The organism is Bacteroidota bacterium (assembly GCA_018692315.1).
In the GTDB taxonomy this organism is placed as follows: domain Bacteria; phylum Bacteroidota; class Bacteroidia; order Bacteroidales; family JABHKC01; genus JABHKC01.
In genome coordinates this window covers 13225-30223 of record JABHKC010000106.1, presented here as the reverse complement: position 1 = coordinate 30223, position 16999 = coordinate 13225, and the positions used below count along the sequence as shown (strand labels likewise).

Genomic DNA, 16999 nt, shown 5'->3' with positions numbered 1-16999 from the left:
TTGAAAGGGCTTTTTAATTTATAAGAATTTTACTTTTCTATTGTTGAACTTTTATTTCAATAGTAATTTCGCCATCGCCAGAGCCTCCTGTAATACCATTAATTTTGATAAGTCCCTTTTTACCATCTACGGTTTCGAAAGGTATCACGTCATCAGCACTCAAGTTAGTAGCAGCAGATAATGTTGCACTAGTACCAACAATTTGCTCATCGTCAGTAACTTCTGTCCATGTAACTGTAGTATTTGCTCCAAATTTAGTAGCATTTGGACTTGTCCAGTCTTTACAAACATAATTATCAACTAAAGATCCACCAGCTTGAAGTTCTGAATCGCTAGGGGCGCAAAGAGTAGCTCCATTGGTATCTCCAAAATAAAATACAAAATCAACTTCTGATTCGTGTCCAACAACTTGTGTTTGGTTAAATACGGAGCCATCAGCCGAAGCATAATAGCTACCTTCAGAACTTAGCCAAGAACCCATAGTTTCCTCGCCAAAAATATTAATAGGACCAAATTGTACTTCTGCAACAACTGTAAATGTTACAGATTCAATTGCTAAAGCTTCTTTGTCATTAACTTCAAAATCGATGGTGATTTCTGTTCCATCACCAACCGTAGTAGGAATGTTGTAAGTATAATCAAATTCTACTTTTGTAAGATTGTTCGTGAAATTCACCCAATCTCCTTCTTCAAATGCATCAGCGGGATCAACATTTGCAATAGAATGTCCGGGACTACTGGTTGTACTTTGTTCTCCCCAAAAATCAACTAAATCTTCATTGGCAGCAATTAATAGATGGTAAGTAACCGATGTGCCAGGAGCATAGGTTGGACTACCAGTTTCAGTAATTGCAATTGTGGGGGGATCCGATTCTTCTTCGGTACAACTGTTGAAAATGCCAACAGCTATTGTCAACATAATCATAAACAACAAATTAACTTTCTTCATAACTTAAAATTTTTGTTAATAATTTAATTCAAAATGCAAAAGTATAACAATTATTTATTTTAATTATTGCAGAATATAAATTAAACATTTTTAACATATAATTTAATCTTTAACAAATGGTATCTTCAATTCTACATTTGTGCCAGTAGAATTCCCTTCGGTGTCCATCAAATCGAAATATTTTACCGAATAGTTATCTTTTCCTTTTTTATTTAGAAGTTCAATTCTTTCTGCGGTTACTGCCATACCAAGAGATTTATGATCCTGTATTGATTTCATTTTTAGCTCCATAGATTTTCCACGCCCTATCCCATTGTCATAAACATTACAAATTATTTGATTTTCCGATTTATTAATATTTAAAGATATTTTGATTTTTCCTTGTACTGAATTTTGCAAAATTCCATGAATAATCGAATTCTCAACAAATGGTTGAATAAGCATGGGCGGAATTTTAGTGAAGTCAATATCAATTTCGTCAGAAACAATAAAATCATAATCAAATTTATCTGAAAACCTTAGTTTTTCTAATTCCATATACAATTTAAGAGTTTCACAATCATCGGAAATGGGAACATAAGATTGCCTTGAATGTTCTAATATTGAACGAATTAGTCTAGCAAATTTCGACAAATACGATTCGGCCATATAAGAATCGTTCTTCGAAACATAATATTGGATAGAATTTAGTGAATTGAAAATAAAATGAGGATTCATTTGTGAGCGTAGTAAACGTTGTTCAATTTCAACATTTCTCCATATCAACTCGTTTTGACGATTCTTTTGCTTCAATTTCGAGCGGCTATAAATTAAAAAGGTAATTATTATAACAACTACACTTACCACTATAAATAGATTTATAGTGGTTTTTTGCAACTTAACTTTTGATTCTTGCTTTTCTATTTCGAGTTTCTGAATTTCCTTTTCTTTTGTTAAAATTTCAATTTCTTTAACTTTTTTTTCTGACTCGAACTTAGTTTCAAGTTCTGCAATTTTGTTCATATTTTGCACAGAAAAAAGGCTATCTTTTTCGGCAGTGAAAAGTTTATAATATTTCAATGCTAATTTGCTTTCACCGTTTTGTTCAAAAATTTCAGATAGTTGCAAATAATTGTCGCAAACCAAACTCTTGTTATCTATCAATTGTGCAATTTTTAGACTCTTTTTAATATATCCTTTAGCCTTATTTAATTCTCCTCTGACTTTATAAACGCGACCAATTTCGGCATTTGAAGAGCTTTCTCCCTTTTTATCGCCTATCTCTTGTTTTATTTTTAAGGACTGTTTGAAATAATCTAAAGCAACATTATATTCTTTTTTCTGAAAATTCAAACTCCCAATATTGTTTAGGGAGTTTGCTACACCTAATTTATCTCCAAGCTCCTTTTTTATTTTTAATGATTTTGTAAAATAATCTAAAGCTTCGTCAAACTTCGACATTGATGTAAGTATAGTTCCAATATTATTGTATGAACTCACAAGTCTCTTTTTGTCGCCAATTTTCTGACGAACTTCCATTGATTTGTAATTGTACTCTAAAGATAAGTCAAGTTTACTTAAATCTTTGTAAACCAAACCAATATTATTATATGAAATCCCAATCCCGCTCGAATCTTTGAATTTTTCGTTTCCTCGCAAAGATTTCATAAAATATTCAATCGCTTGCTCATAATATCCCCAATCGTAATAGACCAATCCAATATTATTATAAGTACTTATCCAACTCTCTTCATGGTCATATTCTTGTTTCAATGCTAATGATTTCTTATAAAATTCTAATGCTTCGCTATAATTTCCTTGCTTGTATTTTGTGAGGCCCATATTGTTATATGTCTGAGCCGTTTCGCTAAAATAATTGTTAGCCTCGTTGATAGCAAGAGCTTTTTCGTAATAAACTAATGCACTATCATATTCACAAAAGTTTTTATAAATATTACCCTTAAATAAATATGTTTTAGCTAATCCCTTGCTTTTTGGGAATTCAGAAAGAATAGAGGATGCCATATTATAATAATGCATTGCCGAATCGTATAATAATAATTTCTTAAACGATAAACCAATGCTCAAATATTTGCTTGCAATTTCATTTATATTGCCTACTTTTTGATACTCTAATGCCGATTTCTTATAATACACTATGGCAGAATCTAAATTTGGCAAACGATAAAACATATATCCAACTGAAAGATAAGCATTTGCAATAGCTGTAGTATCACTATTCTTTTTTGCATATTTTAATGATATTTTTGCATATTCAATGGCAAGTTTTCTATCGATATATATCATTTGCTTTGCTAATCCCAAATAAATATCAACTTTTTCGGTATCAGTAGCTGATACCAACAAGTTTTTTAAACTATCAATCTGGTGATTTTGTGAAAAAACATTGTGGATGAAAAAAAATGCAAAAATTAATAATCTATATTTTGAATTAATCATAACAAGAATTTTGAATCTCAAAAACAGGTAATAAATAAATATTTATAAAATTGAATCAAAAATAGCAAATAATTGACAGTTTTAAAAGAATTGCAGATTCCAGATTATTAAAATCAATATTTGAGAGAAATATCAATTTGTTAAAAAAGTAAAAAATAATTGATTTTAATTACTATTTTTACAAAAACAAACAAAAAAGGTTTTGCAAGATTTTCTAAAAAAGATTCCATTCCTGCGCCTGGTTATTCCTTTTATAATCGGAATTTTTGTTGGTATTGAATTTGATCTTTCTCAAAACATAATACTAATTTTAATACTGATATTTTTCTTATGCCTTATTTTTCTTCAGTTTGCTAAAAAAATAAACAACCAGTATAGTCATAGATGGATTTTTGGAGGATTTCTTTTTGTGCTGTTTATCTTTTTTGGAATTACTTCGGTAAATATCAAAAAGTCTGATTCCCCAAAACAAACAAAGCCGGATGAGAAACTGATTATTGGAAAAATAATAGAACCACTACTGGAAAACAAAAATTTCTACAAAACCAAGCTGGAAATAGAAGCTATAAAATACGATTCTGCCTGGATACATAAAAATCAAAAAGCTATAATATATTTCAAAAAAATCGATTCGATTATACCAAAATTCGGAAGTAAGTTATTAATTTCTTGCAAATTAAATTTCATTTCCGAGCCAAAAAATCCACACGAATTTAACTACAAAAAATATCTGGAACATCAACAAATATATTTTCAATCTTTCGTGTCGGAAAATAAATGGCAATTTCTTGAAAAGCAAGCAATTAATCCAATTCTATATTCATCGCAAATTTTAAAAAACAAAATCCTGAATATTTATCAAAATCACGGAATAATAGATAAGGAATTTGCAGTACTTTCAGCTATAACTCTTGGCTACAGAGAGAAACTTGATGCAGAAACTAAGCAAGTTTTTTCGGCTTCAGGAGCAATGCACATTTTGGCTGTCTCGGGCTTACATATAGGAATTGTTTATTTCATTTTTAGCTATTTACTAAAATTTCTTGAAAAATTTAAGAAAGGAATTATTATAAAATCTTGTTTGCTGATTATTTTGCTTGCATACTATGCTTATCTAACTGGATTGTCGCCATCAGTAATAAGGGCAACTATCATGTTCATTTTCATAATTTTAGGTAAACTAATCAATCGGCAATCGAATATTTATAATATACTATCGATATCTGCTTTTTTCATGCTCCTTTACAATCCATATTACATCCTGAATGTTGGATTTCAATTGTCATATGTTGCAGTTGCCGGAATTGTTTTTATACAACCAAAACTCTACAATCTGGTTAAAATAAAATATTGGGTATTTCAAAAAATTTACGCTCTAATAACAGTGGCTATAGCTGCTCAAATTGCAACTGCTCCAATTGGATTGTTCTATTTTCATCAGTTCCCTAACTATTTTCTCATAACCAACATTTTGGCTATACCTCTCGCTTTTCTGATAATGTATTTTGCAATTTCTCTATTGGCTTTTTCTTTTTCGGAAACTATTGCGAACTTTTTAGCTGGAATTTTACACCAAATTGTTAAATATTTAAACAATTCGCTGAATTATATTGAGACATTGCCATTTTCTGTTACACAGAATATTTCTATTGGAATTTCAGAATTAATAATAATATATATTCTTACAGTTTTTACAATTGCCTTCTTTTTGCATAAAAAATATAAGTATTTGTTGATTTCATTAACATCAATATTAGTTTTGTTCGGGATAAATTTTGTTTCGCAAACAAATAAACACAATAAGCATTTTTTCGTTTATAACATTAGCGGACACTCAGCAATAAATTTTATTGGGTATAATGAAAATATACTTTTTTGCGATTCTGCATTAATTCATGATTCCAAAAAAATTGATTTTCATATTAAAAATAATTGGATAAAATCAGGATTAGAGCAAAACTCAACTCTTTGCATTCCTGACTCACAGCTATATAACTATCATGATATAAGTTTACAACAATTTATTATCAAGAACAATGCAAGTTTTTTTCGTTTTTATGATAAACAAATTTTCATTTTAAACGACAGTGAAATTTTAAGTTATACGGCAAAAGAAAAACTTGAGCTCGATTTTGTTATAATTTCAAAAAATATAAAAACCTCAATTTCAGACCTATTAAATTTATTTAGAATTAAAAAAATTATTTTCGATTCATCTATCAATAAAAAGAAATTATCAGTGTGGACTAATGAATGTGAAAATTTAAACATTGAATACCATGCAGTAAGTAATGACAATTTTTTTGTTTATAAAATTGACGAATAATGCAATTTTTCTTCACTATTAGAATCCTATATAACTGCAATTTACCAACTAATTTCAATTATTTCCTCTTTCTAAATAAATAAAAGAATAATTATCATTTCGTAATATTTCAGATTTGCTTTAATTTGTCTTTTAATTGAGATTTTAGAATTCGATAAAACAGGATTTGGGATGAAAAAAATGAAAATTATTATTGCTGGTGCTGGAGAAGTTGGAACTCATTTAGCTAAAATGCTGTCCTATGAAAATCATAATATAATTGTTATTGATAAAGACGAAACAAAACTCCAATATATAAGAAGTCATTTCGAAACCTTAACAATAAACGGTTCTGTAACATCGCCAAAGGCGCTCACAGATGCAAATATTGGGCAATGCGATTTATTTATTTCGGTAAGTCCCACCGAAGAATTGAACTTAGTCTCAAGTATAATTGCTAAAAATTTGGGAGCAAAACAAACCGTTGCGAGAATCAATAATTACGAATTTCTTAGTCCAAAAAATAAAGAGTTTTTCAAAACTAAAGGTATCGATTCAATTATCTATCCCGAAGTTCTTGCTGCACGGCAAGTTATAGGTTTACTCAGACAAGTTGGCACCACAGAAAAATTTGAATTTACTGGCGGCAAACTTTCATTGATGGCAATAAAATTAGACAAAAACGCACCTATTATTAATAAAACTTTAAAAGAAGCCTCACAAATTAATGATTCTTTTGACTACAGAGCAGTTTCGATTACTAGAAATTCTAAAGCAATAATTCCAAAAGGAGACGATATATTTTTAGAAAATGACTTGGTTCATGTGATTTCAAATCAAGCCGGCATCTCGAATTTAATGAAATTTTCAGGCAAAGAACAATATTTTATTAAGGACATTATGATTCTTGGTGGAAGCAGAATTGGAAAAAGAACTGCACGAGAACTTCAAAACAATTTTAATATAAAACTAATAGAACTTGATAAAGAAAAATGCGATTTATTGGCTGATGATCTTGAAAAAACCACCATTTTGAACGAAGACGGAACAAATATGGAATTGCTCAAAGAATCAGGAATTGAAAATATGGACGCATTTATTGCTGTTACAGAAAATTCTGAAACAAATATTTTGTCGTGTATGCTTGCAAAAAAGCTTGGGGTCAAAAAAACTATTGCCGAAATTGAAAATATTGATTTTATCGAATTGGCAAAAAGTGCCGGCATTGATACAATAATAAACAAAAAACTGATTGCAGCCAGCCATATTTTCCGTTTTACGATGAAAGCAAAAGTAGTTATGTTTCAATGCCTTAGTGGAATGGATGCAGAGGTTTTAGAATTTGTAGTTCAGCCCGATTCTTTAATTACGAAGAAAAATTTGAGGAATCTAAATTTCTCTAAAGATGCCATAATCGGTGGTGTAGTTCGCGGCGATTCGAGTTTTATTGCATCAGGCGAAACTGTGATAAACGGCTACGACAAAGTTGTAGTTTTTGCAAAACCAAGTGCCGTACACAAAATCGAAAAATTCTTTATTTAAATATATCAATTTGCTTTTGCACAATTTAAAATGAGAATAAACATCAGAATAATTTTCAAAATTCTTGGAATGCTATTAATCCTTGAGGGGATTTTTATGTTATTTTCATTGCCATTTTCCATATATTATGAAGAAGACGACCTTTTTTCTATAATAATTTCATCGGGAATTTCTTTGAGTATCGGACTATTAAGCTATTTCTCAAACAGAAATGCAAGCACAAGTATCAGAAAACGAGAAGGATATATATTAGTAAGTCTTGTTTGGATAGTTTTTTCAATTTTTGGTTCACTACCATTTATTATAAGCGGGTATATTCCAAATATTACAAACGCATTTTTCGAGACAATCTCAGGTTTTACTACCACAGGGGCTTCAGTATTGAACGATATTGAATCTTTGCCGCATGGACTCTTGTTTTGGCGAAGCATGACGCAGTGGCTGGGTGGAATGGGAATTATTGTCCTTTCTTTGGCTATATTACCTATTTTAGGAATTGGTGGAATGCAACTTTATATTGCCGAAGTACCTGGACCAGTACCTGATAAACTTCATCCGAAAGTTACAGCTACAGCTAAACGTTTATGGAGCATATATGCAATTTTTACACTCATAGAAACTATATTGCTATTTTTTGGAGGAATGGATTTTTTCGATGCAATTAACCATTCGTTAACCACAATGGCAACAGGAGGATACTCAACCAAACAAGCAAGCATAGCCTATTTTAACTCACCGTTTATTCAGTATGTTATATTATTTTTTATGTTTGTTGCAGGAATGAATTTTACACTTTCTTACTTTGCCTTAAAAGGAAATTTTAGCAAAATATGGAAAAATGAAGAATTCAGATATTATTTGGGATTTATTGTTGGTATTTCAATCATAATTTTCGCCGGCTTATTTTTCTCAAGCAATCTTTCTGTAGAAATTTCATTTCGAAATGCATTGTTTCAGGTTGTTTCAATAATGACAACAACCGGTTTCGTTACAGACAACTATCTTGCCTGGATGCCATTTATGATGATACTAATTCTGATGATAATGTTTTTTGGAGGTTCGGCAGGATCTACCGGTGGCAGCATGAAAATTGTTAGAATTGTTTTGATGCTAAAAAACAGCGTTTTAGAATTAAAAAGGCTCATAATTCCTAATGTCGTACAAAATCTAAAACTAAACAATCAATCTATTCCGAAAGAAACCATCTCAAATGTTTTAGCATTTATCGTTTTTTATATTTTGATATTTGTTTTTGGAGTGATAGTAATGTCGGCACTCGGATTAGATTTGGAATCTGCAATGGGTGCAGTAGCTGCCACTCTAGGAAATATTGGACCCGGCATTGGTTCAGTAGGTCCTATGGACAATTTTTACGCAATTCCTGATTTCGGGAAATGGTTTCTATCGTTTTTAATGCTATTAGGACGATTAGAGATTTTTACCGTTTTAGTTCTATTTTCTCCGCTTTTTTGGAAAAAATAAACTCAATTCAAAACTATTCTTCAGAAATATCAATCAAATGCTTTCGGTAAACAGAAAATAATTTTGATTTCGAAACAAATCCAACATATTTTCCATCTTCAACTACAGGAAGGTTCCAGGCATTTGTTTCCTGAAATTTTTCCATTACGATATTCATCGGATCATTTACTTGTATATAAGCCTGTGGAGCTATCATGACATTTGTAACAAAAGTATTATTGTACATTTCTGTATTGAACATTAATTCTCTGATATTATCAAGATAAACAATTCCTATCAAAGTCTTTCGATCGTCAATTACAGGAAATATATTTCGTTTCGATTTTGAAATTACTTTTACCAAATCGCCCAAAGATTTCTTTTCAGAAATTGTAAGAAAATCTTTTTCAATTACAGATTGTAAGTTCATAAAAGTCAGAATAGCTTTATCTTTATGATGAGTTATCAACTCTCCTGTTTTTGCAAGCTGCATTGTAAAAATAGAGTTTTTAACCAAAATTTTTACAGTTACATACGAAATTGTTGTAGCTAACATAAGGGGTAATATCAATTCATAGCCACCAGTAATTTCAGCAATTAGAAAGATTCCTGTTAAAGGAGCATGTAGCACTCCGCCCAGCAAACACGCCATACCAACGAGTGCAAATTCACTTTCGGGAATATTAATGCCAATATTCAGATGATTGATGGTTCTTGCAAAAACAAATCCGAGAATAGCACCAGTGAAAAGCGATGGTGCAAATATTCCACCTATCCCGCCAGCAGAAAAAGTTGTTGCTGTAGCTATTACCTTGAAAAATATAAGTAGTAAAAAAAATATTATAAATAGAAGAAAATTATTTTGAAATACTTCAAATAGGCTAGCATGTATTACATTTTGATAATCACCCTCAAGGACTGCCTTAATAGTCTCATATCCTTCACCATATAGGGGAGGAAATACAAAAATCATTATTCCAAGAATAATACCACCCACAATTACTTGATTGTACATTTTTTTTAGGCGGTCGAATTTTCTTTCTATATACAAAAACATTTTTGTAAAGTATAGTGAAACAAAACCTGAGAGTATTCCTAAAACAACAAAAAACGGAATATCATTTACATCTAAAATATCTGTAGTTTTAAAATCTATTAGAATTTCGTCTTTGAAAAGAAATTTATTAATAATAGCTCCACTTACGGAAGCAAGTAAAAGTGGGACCAAACTGAATCTTGTTAAGTCTATCATTAAAACCTCTATCGCAAAAACTATTGCAGCAATTGGAGTATTAAAAATTGCTGCTATTGCTCCTGATGAGCCACAAGCTAAAAGCACCGTAACTTGTTTGTAATTAAGATGAAAAACTCTACCAAAATTTGAACCAATTGCAGCTCCCGATGAAATTATTGGAGATTCTAATCCTATAGATCCTCCAAAACTGGCAGTTATTATTCCTCCGAGGAATGATGAGTAGGTTTTATGAGCTTTCATAAAACTTTTTCTTTTTGAAATTGATCGTAGAATTGCTGAAATATTATGTTTGATTTTATCTTTAATAATATATTTTTTCATTAATACAGTCAGGCTAATCCCAATGCTTGGATAAACCAACAGTAAAAAATTATCGAAATTTAGGTTTTCGAAATAACTATAGTGCATTCCTTCAAGCAGCAAATCGCTGAAATGCCACACTAAAGTCTTCAATGTAAGAGCCATTAGTCCACCGGCAGTACCAACTATTATACTGAGAATTAGCATGAAATATTGGTCAGGGATATTCCGAATTCTCCAAACCAATATTTTTAAAAATAAAGTTCTAAACATTTCGGAAACAAAAATAATATTTTACACTAAGCATTTCTATTTTCAATTGATTTTTATGAAAAGAAATTGTAATAATGAGAATTTTAAATTTTTGTAAAAAAAAATCCATCCTCAAAAATGAAGATGGATTTATATATTTTAGTTTTATTTGCTCAATTAGTGAGTAAAAATATTGCTTGTATTTCTACTACCAACTCCGTTTACATACCATTGTGTATTAGTTACACCTCGACTTTCTGCCCATGAACCAAAATCAAGGAATGCGGAATTAATATCAGATTTTTCTTTAGGATAATCAAATTCGGCAGGAAGATGTAATGCCCATGGCAAATACAAATCAGATTTATAATAAATTCCTTCGCCAGGATCACTATTATCGTTTAAAGTTCCAAAATATGAATTCCCAACTGCCAAATCGGTTGGTGGATAATCAGGAAGATGAACTTCTTTATCAACAATTCCATCTATCCTGATGAATGGATTATAAGGAGGAAGACCAATATTTGCTATTGATGTAGCATGAGTAAGTATAATCCTTTGTACAACCGTATCTGGTGTTGAGTATAGTTCACCAATTGTGGTGTTTACACCGACTACTCCATTTCCTGTACCTGGTAGTATAGTATATGCATCAGTAAAAGCTAAAATCACTGCTTTATTAGTCCCATACACCGTTTCTACTCCTCCTGTTACAGAGGCAATAAGACTTGGTGCAATCGGGAGTTCAATTCCAAAACCATTGTGGTAGGATGCACCAATAGCTCTAACAACCCAAGTAGCTTCAATTTCGTACACATTATTCCAGGCATTAGTAATCTGATTTATTGAATAACCAACTACTAAATCATTAAAGTCGAAATCGCCATATGCAGGCCATAAATCTTCAAAGGCTAATGTCCCTGTATAAACATTATCGAATGCACGTAATGAATCACAAGGGTAATCGTCAAGCGTATCCGAAATTCCATCGTTATCACAGTCTTGTGCAGGATCTAACCTTGCAATACTATCATCTACAATTTCTTCTACAGTGGCATAAAAGACAGCATCATTGAAATCGTGGTCGCATGTAGGTGCATATCTTTTGATATCTTCAAATCCTGCAAGGTAGCGCTCTCTTTCGAGGTCATTCAATAGTACCATATGTTGCTCTTGGTTTGCAGTTGTGTTCAGATTATCATTTGTATAAAGAATATAGGACCCATTATCTACAGTATCATTAGGCTCATCCCAACCATTTGCAATAAGAAAAAAACCGATTTCTATATTTGCTGGAAATGTATCCAACAATACTTTGTCTCCGGCTTGTAGTCCACCACCTGCACCGGCAAATGAAAGATTTGGAAATATCACAATATGCTCAGATATATTACTTGGAGTTGCTGGAGGACTTCCAGAAGGATAGGTATAGTAGCCTACTGTATTTTTATTATATGCACCTTCATGAACAAATGTTATATATACTGCACTTGAATCTGAAATAACCAGATTTGTTTCCACAGTGTCTGAAACATACTGTGGATGATGATTAAGAACACTATTACTTTCAGGTAATGAGTTAGTTATATCATTTAAAAAATATGTACTGATTACGTCACTAGTAGCTTCAAGATAATCTGGCACTCCATCTGTATCCCATGTTCCCATGAAACTTAATGTAACTGACTGGTTATTGCTTACTGAACGTGTACCTGTAAATCCTTTCGCGGTATTTATAGGATCGCCATATTTATACGAAATTCTATTATTAATTACTGGTAATATTATCTCATCTGGGAGCCCTAAATATTCATTTCGTAATTTAATTTGAGTAACATAAGAAGGAATTATAATGTCCTTCTTTAAGACTCCCATAATATTGGTAGATCCTGTGAATAAGTGAATTATTTCTCCCTCTGACTTATTTTCTGAATGCTCAAGAATATCAAGCCTAATTCTAGCCAATGGATGTCCGTTTCTTAATTCTGCAATTATTTCCAATTCTACCGATTTTGTGTTTGAAAAATCAAAACTCGGATCAATAATCAGTTCGGTCATCGAAACTGTATTTGTTGGATTATTTAGAGTGGGGGACTCTTTCTTGCAAAATGTTAGTGATATAAATATCAAGAAGATAATGCCAATTTTTACTATATTTTTCATAATAAATATTTTTATACAAAAGCGAAATTAAAAAATCACAAATAGAAATATTAAAATAATTGATTAAAGATACAAATTTATTGATTAATAACTACTTTCATTTTACAAAAAAAAAGTTTAAGTCTGAAAATATATTGCAAAATTAACCTTAACTACAATTATTTTACTTCATAATCATATAGAAAATCCGCAACCTGAACAAGCCGGAAGAAATTATTGCCAAACAATTAACGAATATTATTGACAAGATATTAGTAAAGGAAATATTTTACAATACGTACTATTTTTTCGGTTTTCTATCTTTAATTATATCAACAATTTCTTTTGGTGAAACATTTGCATTAATTGATATTTCGCGAATAGTCATTTCCTCATCTGCAGTGATTCCTTTTGCATTAAGTCTTTCTATAATTGTTTCTATCTTAACACCATATTGTAAAGGAAGCTCTTTAAGTTTTTTATTTACCGAACCAACTCCCTTTTTCCTTTTCCCACTGGCTTTATCCGATTTTTCAGGAACTCCGGCTTTTCCTGAAATCATATCTAACAATTGTACTGGTGTAAGATTATTATCTTCTGCAATTTCTTTTAGGCTTTGATTTGATCCGGAAACACTAATTCCATTTTGCATAATTCTATTCATTATCATATCGATATTTACATCGTAGCCATTTTCTCGGAATTTGTTTACAACTTCATTTAAATTGAAGTTTTGAATTGCATTAGAAAGTTGCTCAATGGGTATTTGTGAACTCTGATTATTAGTATCAATTAATTGAACAATTTCATAAGCTGATATATCATTCGCTAAAGCAATTTCTTCTATTGTTTGTTTGCTTTCGTAAGACATATTATTTTTTTTCAAAATAGCTATAATAGATGTTGTATCTATTTGTAAGCTATTTGAGAATTCCTTCAAAGTCATTTTATTATAATTCTGATTTGGGAATACTTTATTCTGCTGTTTATTTGCTGAATTCCCAACGCTATGATTATTTTCCAATTTTGATAAAAGAGTTTGAAGTTCAGCTTGTGAAATGTAATTCCGCTCGCTTATTTCAGACATTGTTTCCAACTTTGAGTCAATTATAATATCGTTTTCTTTAAGAAAATCAATAACTTTTTCTCCTTCTAAACCATTACGAATCGAGTAATCGGCAATAGAGATTTTCGAAAACTCTTTTGTTTTCAGTGGTGTTCTTATTTCGGACATGGAGATAATAATTCGCTTTATCTCATTTACCGGAAAATTGTTTTTTTTACTTAATTCAGTAAGGCTTTGGTTTTTATCTTTTACACTCAGACCTGATACTTGGAGTTTATTTATAATGTCGAAATTAGAAATATTTGGAAATAGTTTGGCTACCTCACCAATTGTCATACTATTGCTCAATTTTACCGGTTCTCCTTGATTTTTGTTCTTCCAGCCAATTTCGAAGGTTTCGCTCAAATATGAAATTGAACTAATCGGCGGTATTTCTAAAACAGAAATAGAAAATACGATTATTACTATCGCAATCGAACTGAACAATTCTTTGCTTTCAGATAGCTTTTTAAACTTTTCCTTATTAAAATATTTTCCGAAGAATTCTTTGTCAACTTTAGATACGTATAGTATTGCTAAAATTATTAATACTAAATTGAAGCTTATGAAAATGCTTCTCCAAATTGATTTAGTTAAACCAAATATTTGCCAATCTTGAAGTTTTGCAAATTCAGAATTAGGAGAAATATATAAAACTATACCTGAAAAAATTACAAATATAATTGAGAATACAAAACCGTAGATTATAAAATCTTTCCAATTAAATTTCGTGTTCATAGAAAATATAAAAAATTAAAAATGCAATTTTATAAATTTTATCTAAAAAAAATAAAAACATAAATTAGCTATTCACTTTTTCATCAAACTAATCGGATTTGACTAATCGGATTTAGCTTTTTTATTTCAAATTTTTGCAAAAAAAATATCCTAAGATTTGAAAAACAATAACTCAGGATATTCAATTTGTTTAAATTTCTTCAACAAAACTAAGAATGTGAAATTTTCATTAATTCTAAATGTTGATTATTAGTCGTTTCTGCGAAATCTCCTGTTTCTATCAGGATTTCTTTTTTCACCATCGTTTTGTCCTCTTCTATCTCCTTCGGGTTTTGGTAAAAGTGCTTTACGCGAAAGTTTAAGTTTTCCGTTTCTATCAACTTCTAACAACTTCACTTCTATTTCTTGGCCTACTTTCAAAACTTCTTCAACAGTATTTAGTCTTCTCCATTCGATTTCCGAAATATGTAACAAACCATCGGTTCCGGGAAGTATTTCAATAAATGCACCAAATGCGACAATCGTTTTCACTTTCCCTTTATAAGTTTTGCCTACCTCGGGAACAGCAACAATTCCCTCTATCCATTCTGTAGCACTTTTTATTGCTTCTTCGCCTGTTGCCGAAATTTGAACTATACCAAATTTTCCATCTTCTGTAATCGAAATTACTGAATTGGTTTTTGCCTGAATTTCCTGAATAATTTTTCCACCTGGACCAATTACCGAGCCAATCATGTCTTTTGGTATTGTCAAGCTAACTATCTGTGGAGTATGAGGTTTATATTTCTCGCGAGGTTCGGCAATAACTTCCGTCATTTTTTCAAGAATATGCAAACGTCCTGATTTGGCTTGATCTAATGCTTCTTCAAGAATTTCATAAGGAAGCCCATCAACTTTAATATCCATCTGACAGGCAGTTATACCATCTTTTGTACCGGTAACTTTAAAATCCATATCTCCTAAATGATCTTCATCACCCAAAATATCAGAAAGAATTGCGTATTTTCCATCATTATCGGTAATTAGCCCCATTGCAATTCCTGATACAGGTTTTTTCATTTTTATCCCGGAATCTAACAAAGCTAATGTTCCGGCACAAACCGTTGCCATAGAAGACGAACCATTTGATTCTAAAATATCTGAAACAATTCTAATTGTGTATGGATTAATTTCAGGATCTTTCGGAATCATGCCATTTAATGCTCTATGAGCCAAATTTCCATGTCCTACCTCTCTTCTACTTAAACCTCTGTATGGACGGGCATCTCCAGTCGAAAATGGAAGAAAGTTATAATGTAATAGAAATTTACTGGTTCCTTGAAAAACTACTTCGTCAATAATTTTCTCATCTAATTTAGTCCCTAATGTAACAGATGTAAGTGATTGTGTTTCACCTCGGGTGAAAACTGCAGAACCGTGTGCTGCTGGCAAATAATCTATCTCGCACCATATTGGTCGAATTTCATCTGTTTTTCTACCATCAATTCGCAATTTTTCTTCTAATACAAGATTTCTGACTGCTTTTTTTTCAACATCATGAAAATATTTTCCAATGAGTTTTTCGTCAATTTCTTCCTCTTCTTCAAATGTATCAATAAATTCTTGCTTAATTGCAGAAAACGTTTCGTGTCGCTTGTGTTTATCAATTATAATTGATTTTGCTGCAGTAAAAAGTTTTTCGTATGAAAATTCTTCAACTTTTTTCTTTAAATCTTCATCGTTTTGTTCATGATTGTATTCTCTTTTTATTGCTTTTCCAGTCTCCTCGGTCAATTCCATTAAGACCTTGCAATGTATTTTTATAGACTCATGTGCAAACATTATGGCCTCTAACATTTCCTTTTCAGAAGCTTCACTCATCTCGCCTTCAATCATTAAAATATTATCGTAAGTAGCACCTACTATTATATCAATATCTGCATCTGCAAATTCATCAATGTTTGGATTAATAATAAATTCTCCATTGATTCGAGCTACTCTGGCCTCGGAAATTGGGCCATTGAATGGAATATCTGAAACAGCCAAAGCGGCGGCTGCTGCCAAACCTGCCAGTGCATCGGGAAATATATTTGTATCTGATGAAATAAGTGTAACATTTACAAAAGTTTCGGCATGATAATCGTCTGGGAAAAGAGGTCTTAAAGCTCGATCAATTAATCGAGATATTAGGATTTCGTAATCTGAAGGACGAGCTTCTCGTTTTAAAAAGCCCCCCGGATATCTACCTGCTGCTGCATATTTTTCTCTGTATTCTACCGACAAAGGCATAAAATCAACATCCTCTCTTGCTTCTTTTGCCGAAACAACTGTTGCCAACAACATTGTGTTTCCCATTCGTACTAATGCTGAACCATCGGCTTGTTTCGCCAATTTGCCTGTTTCAATGGAAATCGTTCTTCCATCGCCTAATTCAATTTTCTTTTCAATAATGTTCATAATCTTTTTCTCGTCTTGTTTATTTATTCAATTTCGGATAATTCTTGTTTACTTTTGTTTTAAAATAATTGTATA

9 protein-coding genes are annotated in these 16999 nt (G+C 31.2%); 3 read left to right on the top strand and 6 right to left on the bottom strand.

The annotated features are described in order from the left end of the window. Window positions 1-37 precede the first annotated feature (37 nt). Together HN894_08640 and HN894_08635 are read right to left on the bottom strand one after the other, a co-directional pair. A complete protein-coding gene (locus tag HN894_08640; protein MBT7143391.1) occupies window positions 38-949 on the bottom strand; it encodes a hypothetical protein in 912 nt (303 codons plus the stop codon). Window positions 950-1051: 102 nt separating this feature from the next. Next, window positions 1052-3388, bottom strand: coding sequence for a tetratricopeptide repeat protein (locus tag HN894_08635; protein ID MBT7143390.1), 2337 nt, complete (start codon window positions 3386-3388; stop codon window positions 1052-1054). 202 nt (window positions 3389-3590) lie between these two features. Between HN894_08635 and HN894_08630 the strand changes: the two genes are divergently transcribed. From HN894_08630 to HN894_08620, 3 genes are all read left to right on the top strand, one after another. Then, complete coding sequence (locus HN894_08630) at window positions 3591-5714, top strand: ComEC family competence protein (protein ID MBT7143389.1); 2124 nt, start codon at window positions 3591-3593, stop codon at window positions 5712-5714. 180 nt (window positions 5715-5894) lie between these two features. Continuing rightward, entirely contained in the window at window positions 5895-7235 is a 1341-nt protein-coding gene (trkA, locus tag HN894_08625) for a Trk system potassium transporter TrkA (GenBank protein ID MBT7143388.1), read from the top strand. Between the two features lie 30 nt (window positions 7236-7265). Then, window positions 7266-8717, top strand: coding sequence for a TrkH family potassium uptake protein (locus HN894_08620; protein ID MBT7143387.1), 1452 nt, complete (start codon window positions 7266-7268; stop codon window positions 8715-8717). A gap of 13 nt (window positions 8718-8730) precedes the next feature. On the opposite strand, the gene HN894_08615 is transcribed toward HN894_08620, so the two are convergent. The 4 genes from HN894_08615 to pnp form a co-directional block, all read right to left on the bottom strand. Then, entirely contained in the window at window positions 8731-10524 is a 1794-nt protein-coding gene (locus HN894_08615; protein MBT7143386.1) for a chloride channel protein, read from the bottom strand. 156 nt (window positions 10525-10680) lie between these two features. After that, window positions 10681-12666, bottom strand: coding sequence for an LruC domain-containing protein (locus tag HN894_08610; GenBank protein ID MBT7143385.1), 1986 nt, complete (start codon window positions 12664-12666; stop codon window positions 10681-10683). A 280-nt stretch (window positions 12667-12946) separates the two neighbouring features. Continuing rightward, complete coding sequence (locus HN894_08605) at window positions 12947-14488, bottom strand: DUF4405 domain-containing protein (GenBank protein ID MBT7143384.1); 1542 nt, start codon at window positions 14486-14488, stop codon at window positions 12947-12949. A 249-nt stretch (window positions 14489-14737) separates the two neighbouring features. Then, window positions 14738-16927 (bottom strand): polyribonucleotide nucleotidyltransferase, encoded by a 2190-nt coding sequence (pnp, locus tag HN894_08600; GenBank protein MBT7143383.1) that lies wholly within the window; start codon window positions 16925-16927, stop codon window positions 14738-14740. Between the last annotated feature and the right edge of the window lie 72 nt (window positions 16928-16999).

What these genes read in the sequence shown, in the direction of transcription:
- HN894_08610 (MBT7143385.1), bottom strand. Translation starts at nt 12,666, where the DNA reads ATGAAAAATATAGTAAAAATTGGCATTATCTTCTTGATATTTATATCA.
- HN894_08605 (MBT7143384.1), bottom strand. Translation starts at nt 14,488, where the DNA reads ATGAACACGAAATTTAATTGGAAAGATTTTATAATCTACGGTTTTGTA.
- HN894_08615 (MBT7143386.1), bottom strand. Translation starts at nt 10,524, where the DNA reads ATGTTTAGAACTTTATTTTTAAAAATATTGGTTTGGAGAATTCGGAAT.
- trkA (MBT7143388.1), top strand. Translation starts at nt 5,895, where the DNA reads ATGAAAATTATTATTGCTGGTGCTGGAGAAGTTGGAACTCATTTAGCT.
- HN894_08640 (MBT7143391.1), bottom strand. Translation starts at nt 949, where the DNA reads ATGAAGAAAGTTAATTTGTTGTTTATGATTATGTTGACAATAGCTGTT.
- HN894_08635 (MBT7143390.1), bottom strand. Translation starts at nt 3,388, where the DNA reads ATGATTAATTCAAAATATAGATTATTAATTTTTGCATTTTTTTTCATC.
- HN894_08620 (MBT7143387.1), top strand. Translation starts at nt 7,266, where the DNA reads ATGAGAATAAACATCAGAATAATTTTCAAAATTCTTGGAATGCTATTA.